The organism is Streptomyces sp. NPDC057010, from assembly GCF_042673805.1.
Taxonomy (GTDB): Bacteria; Actinomycetota; Actinomycetes; order Streptomycetales; family Streptomycetaceae; genus Streptomyces.
Genome location: NZ_JBHUSC010000069.1, coordinates 23,310 through 29,461, shown reverse-complemented (window position 1 = coordinate 29,461; position 6,152 = coordinate 23,310). Strand labels below are relative to the sequence as shown.

5 protein-coding genes are annotated in these 6,152 nt (G+C 77.0%); all 5 read right to left on the bottom strand.

Going from position 1 to position 6,152, the window contains the following annotated elements; genetic code table 11:
- Nucleotides 1–194: 194 nt before the first annotated feature.
- The 5 genes from ACFTXQ_RS33340 to ACFTXQ_RS33320 all read right to left on the bottom strand — a co-directional run bounded on the left by ACFTXQ_RS33340 (nucleotide 195) and on the right by ACFTXQ_RS33320 (nucleotide 6,148).
- The gene (locus ACFTXQ_RS33340) at nucleotides 195–1,007 is read right to left on the bottom strand and encodes an HpcH/HpaI aldolase/citrate lyase family protein (RefSeq protein ID WP_382648372.1); all 813 of its coding nucleotides are present in this window, start codon (nucleotides 1,005–1,007) and stop codon (nucleotides 195–197) included.
- Nucleotides 1,004–2,212 carry a CaiB/BaiF CoA transferase family protein gene (locus tag ACFTXQ_RS33335; RefSeq protein WP_382648378.1) on the bottom strand — a complete coding sequence of 403 codons (1,209 nt, stop codon included), beginning with the start codon at nucleotides 2,210–2,212 and terminating at the stop codon, nucleotides 1,004–1,006. Before ACFTXQ_RS33335 ends, ACFTXQ_RS33340 begins: the two co-directional genes overlap by 4 nt.
- Before the next feature lie 164 nt (nucleotides 2,213–2,376).
- Nucleotides 2,377–3,363, bottom strand: a complete 987-nt coding sequence (rbsK, locus tag ACFTXQ_RS33330; RefSeq protein ID WP_382648369.1) for a ribokinase — start codon at nucleotides 3,361–3,363, stop codon at nucleotides 2,377–2,379.
- A complete protein-coding gene (locus tag ACFTXQ_RS33325) occupies nucleotides 3,360–4,814 on the bottom strand; it encodes an ADP-ribosylglycohydrolase family protein (RefSeq protein WP_382648367.1) in 1,455 nt (484 codons plus the stop codon). The genes rbsK and ACFTXQ_RS33325 overlap by 4 nt, the downstream gene beginning before the upstream one ends.
- 182 nt (nucleotides 4,815–4,996) lie before the next feature.
- Nucleotides 4,997–6,148, bottom strand: coding sequence for an ADP-ribosylglycohydrolase family protein (locus ACFTXQ_RS33320; RefSeq protein ID WP_382648365.1), 1,152 nt, complete (start codon nucleotides 6,146–6,148; stop codon nucleotides 4,997–4,999).
- Nucleotides 6,149–6,152: the final 4 nt, after the last annotated feature.

Sequence of the window (6,152 nt, the reverse complement as noted above, 5' to 3'; positions counted from 1 at the left end):
GGCTTGTTTTGGCCCCGGCTTGCGCTGCAGGCTGAGGTCGGGCAGATCCAGCCTCGCCGGCGTTTGAGGCGCGGGGTGCGGGGCGGAGCCCCGGTTTTTGACCCGCACCGGGGTGCACATTCAGCCTCGCCGGCGTTTGAGGCGCGGGTCCGGGCGGAGCCCGGGGGAGCCGACCGCAGGGCCCCCTGTCCGGCTCAGGCGGTCGCTCGGCGCGAGAGCGCAAGGGTGCGGCGCGCGGCAGCGACGACGGCCGGGTCGACGAAGCGGCCGTCCGGGAGGGCCAGGGCGCCCGGGGTGGCCCGGGCCGCCGTGAGGATCTCCTCCGCGGCGGCCACCTCCGCGGGAGCGGGGAGGTAGGCCCGCTCGATCACCGGCAGCTGCCGGGGGTGGATCGCCGCCCGGCCGAGGAAGCCCAGCGAGCGCCCCCGCGCGCAGGACACCGCCAGCGCCTCCAGGTCCCGGATGTCCGGGAAGACCGACTGGGCCGGCGGGGCCAGCCCCGCCGCCCGGGCCGCCACCACCACCCGCGACCGGCACCAGTCCAGGCCCGCCTCCGCACTGACCGCCAGGTCGGCCCGCAGGTCCGCCTCCCCGAGCGACAGCCCGCGCAGCGCCGGGTGCGCGCGGGCGATCTCGTACGCGCGCTCCACCCCCACCGCCGACTCCAGCAGCGCGTGCAGGCACACCCCGCCCGTGCGGTCCGCGGCGGCGACCACCTGCTCCGGCGCGCTGATCTTGGGCAGCCGCAGCCCGGCGAGACCGTGCAGCCCCCCGAGGGCGGTGAGGTCGGCGCCGCCCCACGGCGAGTCGAGCGCGTTGACGCGTACGTGGACGGGTACCGGCGGCCGGTCCCCGAGCAGTTCGGCGGTGGCGGCGCGGGCGTACTCCTTCCGGGAGGCCGGAACCGCGTCCTCCAGGTCCACGATGACGGCGTCCGCCCCGCAGCCGATGGCCTTGGCGACCACCGCCGGACGGTCGCCCGGTGCGTACAGCCAGGTCAGGATCACAGCGCCCCCTCCCGCCGTAGGGCGGTGATCTCGGCGCCGGTCAGGCCGAGTTCGGTCAGGACCTCGTCGGTGTCCGCGCCGTGCGGGCGGCCCGCCCAGCGGATCCCGCCGGGCGTCTCGGACAGCCGGAAGAGGATGTTCTGCATCCGGAGCGGGCCGAGCTCCGGGTCCTCGACCTCGGTGACCGTGTCCAGGGCCGCGAACTGGGGGTCGGCCATCACGTCCCGCACGTCGTAGACCTGGGCCACGGCGGCCTCGGCGTCCTCGAAGGCGGCGACGACCTCCTCCGCCTTGTGGCGGCCGATCCAGCCGCCGACGGCCTCGTCCAGGAGGTGCGCGTGGGCCGCACGCCCGGATCCCGTCGCGAACCACGGCTCCGCGATCAGCTCGGGCCGGCCCACCAGCCGCATGACGCGCTCGGCGACGGACTGGGCGGAGGTGGACACCGCCAGCCAGCGGTCGTCGGCGCTGCGGTAGGTGTTGCGGGGGGCGTTGTTGGTGGAGCGGTTGCCGGTACGGGGCTGCACGTAGCCGAGCTGGTCGTACCAGAGCGGGTGGGGGCCGAGCACGGTGAGGATCGGCTCGATGATGGCCAGGTCCACGACCTGGCCGTGCCCGGTGCGGTCGCGGCCGGCAAGCGCGGTCATCACCGCGTAGGCGGTGGTCAGGGCGGCGATGGAGTCCGCGAGTCCGAAGGGCGGCAGGGTCGGCGGGCCGTCCGGCTCGCCGGTGATCGCGGCGAAGCCGCTCATCGCCTCGGCGAGGGTGCCGAAGCCGGGGCGGTGGGCGTACGGGCCGTGCTGGCCGAAGGCCGTGACGCGGGCCAGCACCAGCCGAGGGTTGGCGGCGGACAGCTCGGGCCAGCCCAGACCCCACTTCTCCAGGGTGCCGGGGCGGAAGTTCTCGATGACCACGTCGGCGGTGGCGGCGAGGCGCAGCAGGGTGTCCCGGCCGCCGGGGGTGGACAGATCGAGGGTCATCGTCCGCTTGTTCCGCCCGAGCAGCTTCCACCACAGGCCGACGCCGTCCTTGGCGGGCCCGTGCCCGCGCGAGGGGTCGGGGCGCCCCGGGTGCTCGACCTTGACCACCTCGGCGCCGAAGTCCCCGAGGAGGGTGGCGGCCAACGGCCCGGCGAACAGCGTGGCGAGGTCGAGGACGCGGAGCCCTTGCAGGGGCCCTGACCCTGGCCGGGCGCCGGCGGGCAGCCCCTTCCCCTCGCCGGAGCCGGAGCCGGGTCCGGGTCCGGGGCCCGGGGCAGCGGCGGAGGAGGGGCCGTTTCCCGGGGCGGCGTCCTGGACCACGGGCCGGTGCCCGTCGGCCCGACCGGTGGTCCCCTGTGGCCGGGGCGCCGTGCCCGGCACGGAGGGCCTCACGGGGTGGCTCCCGGCGCGGCCTCGGGCCTGTCACCGGGGGTACGGCCCGGGTCGCCGGGCCCGGCGGCCCGTCCGGGTTCCGTGTCCCGCCCGGCCAGGGCCAGGGCGTCGGTTTCGGGGCGGGTCGGCATCGAGTCCTGGGCGCCCGGGCGCTGGACGGAGAGGGCGGCCGCCGCCTGGGCCCAGCGCAGCGCCGCCGGCATCGGGCGGCCCTCTCCCAGGGCCACCGCGAGCGCGCCGACGAACGTGTCCCCGGCCGCGGTGGTGTCCACGGCCCGGACCCGGGGTGCGGGCACCGTCAGCGGATCCCGGCCCCGGGCCGCGTACAGGGCTCCGGCCGCGCCGAGGGTGATCACCACCTCGGGGACGTCCTGGAGCAGGGCCTCGGCCGCCTGGCGGGGGTCGGTGAGCCCGGTGAGGGCGGCGGCCTCGTGCTCGTTCGGCACCAACAGGTCGGTGGCGGCGAGGAGTTCGGCCGGCAGCGGCTGCGCGGGGGCCGGGGTGAGGACCGTACGGACACCGTGCGCACGGGCGGCCACGGCTCCGGCGAGGACGGCCTCCAGGGGCAGTTCGAGCTGGAGGAGCAGGGCCCCGCAGGCGGCGATCCGGGACTCGTCGCCCGCCTCCAGACCGGTGACGCGGGCGTTGGCACCGGGGATGACGATGATGCTGTTGGCGCCCTCGTCGTCCACGGTGATGTGGGCGGTGCCGCTGGGGCCCTCCACGGTGCGCAGGGCCGCCGTCTCGACCCCGGCCGCGGTGAGCGCGGAGCGCAGCCGTACGCCGAACTCGTCGGCGCCGACCGCGCCGATCATCACCACCTCCCCGCCGAGGCGGGCCGCGGCGACGGCCTGGTTGGCGCCCTTGCCGCCGGGGACCGTGCGGAAGGCGCGGCCGGTGACGGTCTCCCCGAGGCGGGGGGCCTTGGGGACGTAGGCGACGAGGTCCATGTTCGTACTGCCGAGCACGGCGATGGCCGTCATGAGCGTGCTGCCTCCTGTGCGGTGAGCCGGGCGAGGGTGTCGAAGCCGACGCCGTCGAAGCCCGGGATGGTGGTGGCGAGGCGGTTCTTGAGGGGTGCGGTCCAGCGGTGCGGGATGCCCTGCGGCGAGCCGGCCAGGAGACCGGCGAGGGCGCCGGCGGTGGCCCCGTTGGAGTCGGTGTCCCAACCGCCGGACACCGCACGGCAGATGGAGCCGGTGAAGTCCCCGTCCGCGTGGGTGAGGGCCGCGGCGATCAGGGCGGTGTTGGGGAGGGCGTGGACCCAGTGGTGGTGGCCGTAGCGGGCGTGCAGCCGGTCCGCGACGCGGTCGAAGGCGGCCTCGCGCTCCGCCGTCGCGATCCCGAAGCGGACGGCCTCGGCGAGGCGGGAGCGGGGCGGTACTACGGCCAGCCCGGCCCGCAGCGCGGTGTGGACGTCGGCCCGGCCGGTGGCGGCCTCGGCGGTGGCGGCGGCGACGAAGAGCGCGGCGTACACGCCGTTGGCGGTGTGGGTGAGGACGGCGTCGCGGTGGGCCTGGGCCGCGGCGGCGGCCGGGTCGCCCGGGTTGGTCCAGCCGTGGACGTCGGCCCGGATGAGGGCGCCGATCCACTCGCGGAAGGGGTTGTGGCGGGTGGCGGTGAGCGGGGGCTCCAGGCCTTGGAGGAGGTTGCGGTAGGCGACGCGTTCCGCGGTGAAGGTCCGGCCGGCGGGGAGTTCGTCGAGCCAAAGCCGGCCGACGTCGGCGGTGGTGAAGCGTTTGCCGTGCCGCTGGAGGAGGAGCAGGCCGAGGAGGGGGTAGTTGAGGTCGTCGTCCTCGGGCATGCCGTCGATGTTCTCGGCGAGGGAGGTGGAGGCCGAGCGGCGGTTCCAGGGGTGCGCGGCCAGTACCTCCGGCGGGACGCCGCGCTCGGTGAACCAGTCGTCCAGCGGCCAGTTCCCGGCGGCTCGGGCCAGCGCCCGGATCCCGTGGAGCGGCAGCTTCTCGACGGGCTTGCCGAGCAGACACCCGACGGCCCGCCCCAGCCAGGCGGCCTCCAGCCGGGTCGGCAGACCGGGGTCGGGCCCGGGCCCGGCGGTGCGGGGTGTGCCGCCTGGCCCCGGGCCGGGGTCGGACCGGGTGCCCTCCAGCCGGCTGGGCTCCCGCTGCGCGGGCCGGGCCGGGTGCCGGCCGGGGCCCGGCTCGGGCCAGGTGGCGCGGATGGACTCCCATGACTCCGGCTCGTCGGCGGCCAACGGGGAGGGAAGCAGGGCCAGGTCGTCCAGGAGGCGGGTCGCGAGGGTGCGGAGTTCCGGGGAGGCCGGGGTGGGGGAGGCGCCGGCCCGTTCCGGGGCCGGGTGGCCGCCCGCCGCCAGCCAGGCCCGCCGGACGGCCTCCGCGTCCCGGCCCTCCTCGACCGCCTGCCGCAGCTCGTGCCCGATCAGGTCCTCGGGCTGCACCCAGGTGACCCGCACCCGGTCGCCCCGGGCCGGGACCGGGTTCTCCGGCCGGGAACCGGCGGACCGGGCGGGGGACCCCGTTGTCGCGGCGGCCGGACGCGTGCGGGCCGAGGGCTCCGGGGCCGGGAGAGCCGCGCCGCCGGGCGACGGCGGGGCCGCCGACGGGGGAGGTGGCCCCGGCCGGGGCTGCGGCGGGGTCATCGGGGGTCCGCGAGGGCGGTGAAGGCGGTCTCGTGGGTGCGGCGGCGGGAGAGGTCGAGGGCGAAGACCTCGCGGGCCACCGCGGCCAGCGCGGCGGCCGGGGCGTGCAGGTCCAGGCGGCTGGCCTCGGCGACCTGCTTCGCCCAGGCGGGCGGGACCGCCGCTTCGCCGCCCAGGGCTCCGGCGATCGCGCCCGCCATGGTGGCGATGGAGTCGCAGTCCCGGCCGTAGTTGACGGCACCGAGCACGGAGGTCTCGTAGGAGCCGTCCGCGATCAGCAGCATGCCGAGGGCGATCGGGAGTTCCTCGATGGAGTGCAGGCGCGAGGGGCGGCGGGCGCCCAGCGAAGGGGCGCGGTAGTCCGGGCCGACCGAGTCGTACGGGGCCACCGCGGCCCGCAGCGGGACGAGGGCCGACTCGAAGTCCCGGTGGCGGGCGGCTGCTTCGCGTACCGCGGCGATGGCCGCGCGGGTGCCGTCCTTGGCCAGGGACAGGGCCGTGTCCACCACCGAGGCGGCCGTCGCACCCGGCACGCACGCCGCCGCGACCGCCGCCGCGAACACGCCCGCGGCCTCCCGCCCGTAGGAGGACTGGTGCGCGCCGGCGACGTCCAGCGCCTCCGCGTACGCGCCCGCCGGATTGCCCGCGTTGACGATCCCGACCGGCGCCATGTACATCGCCGCACCGCAGTTGACGATGTTGCCGCTGCCCGCCTCGCGCGGGTCCGCGTGCGCGTAGTGGAGGCGGGTCACGATCCACTTCTCGGCGAGGAAGATCCGCTGCAAGGGGAGCGCCTCGGCCTCGAGTTCCGGGATCCAGCGCGGGTTCGTCATCAGGTCGGGGACCAGGTGGTCGGCGACGGCGTAGGCGTCGAGATGGTCCCGTACGGCCTCGTAGACCCGTACCAGCGCGTGCGTCATGAGGGTGTCGTCCGTGACGTGCCCGTCGCCCTTGTGGTACGGGGCGATGGGGCGGGCGGTGCGCCAGTCCTCGTGCCAGGGGCCGACGATGCCGTGTACGCGGCCGCCGTGCCGCTCCACGATCTGGTCCGGGGTCCAGCCCTCGACCGGGCCGCCGAGCGCGTCGCCGACGGCGGCTCCGACGAGGGCGCCGCAGGCCCGGTCCTCCAACGTGAGCGTGAACGTCATGTCC

Bases quoted from the DNA above. Each gene is read 5' to 3' on its own strand.
- rbsK (WP_382648369.1), bottom strand. From the start codon at position 3,363: ATGACGGCCATCGCCGTGCTCGGCAGTACGAACATGGACCTCGTCGCC.
- ACFTXQ_RS33320 (WP_382648365.1), bottom strand. From the start codon at position 6,148: ATGACGTTCACGCTCACGTTGGAGGACCGGGCCTGCGGCGCCCTCGTC.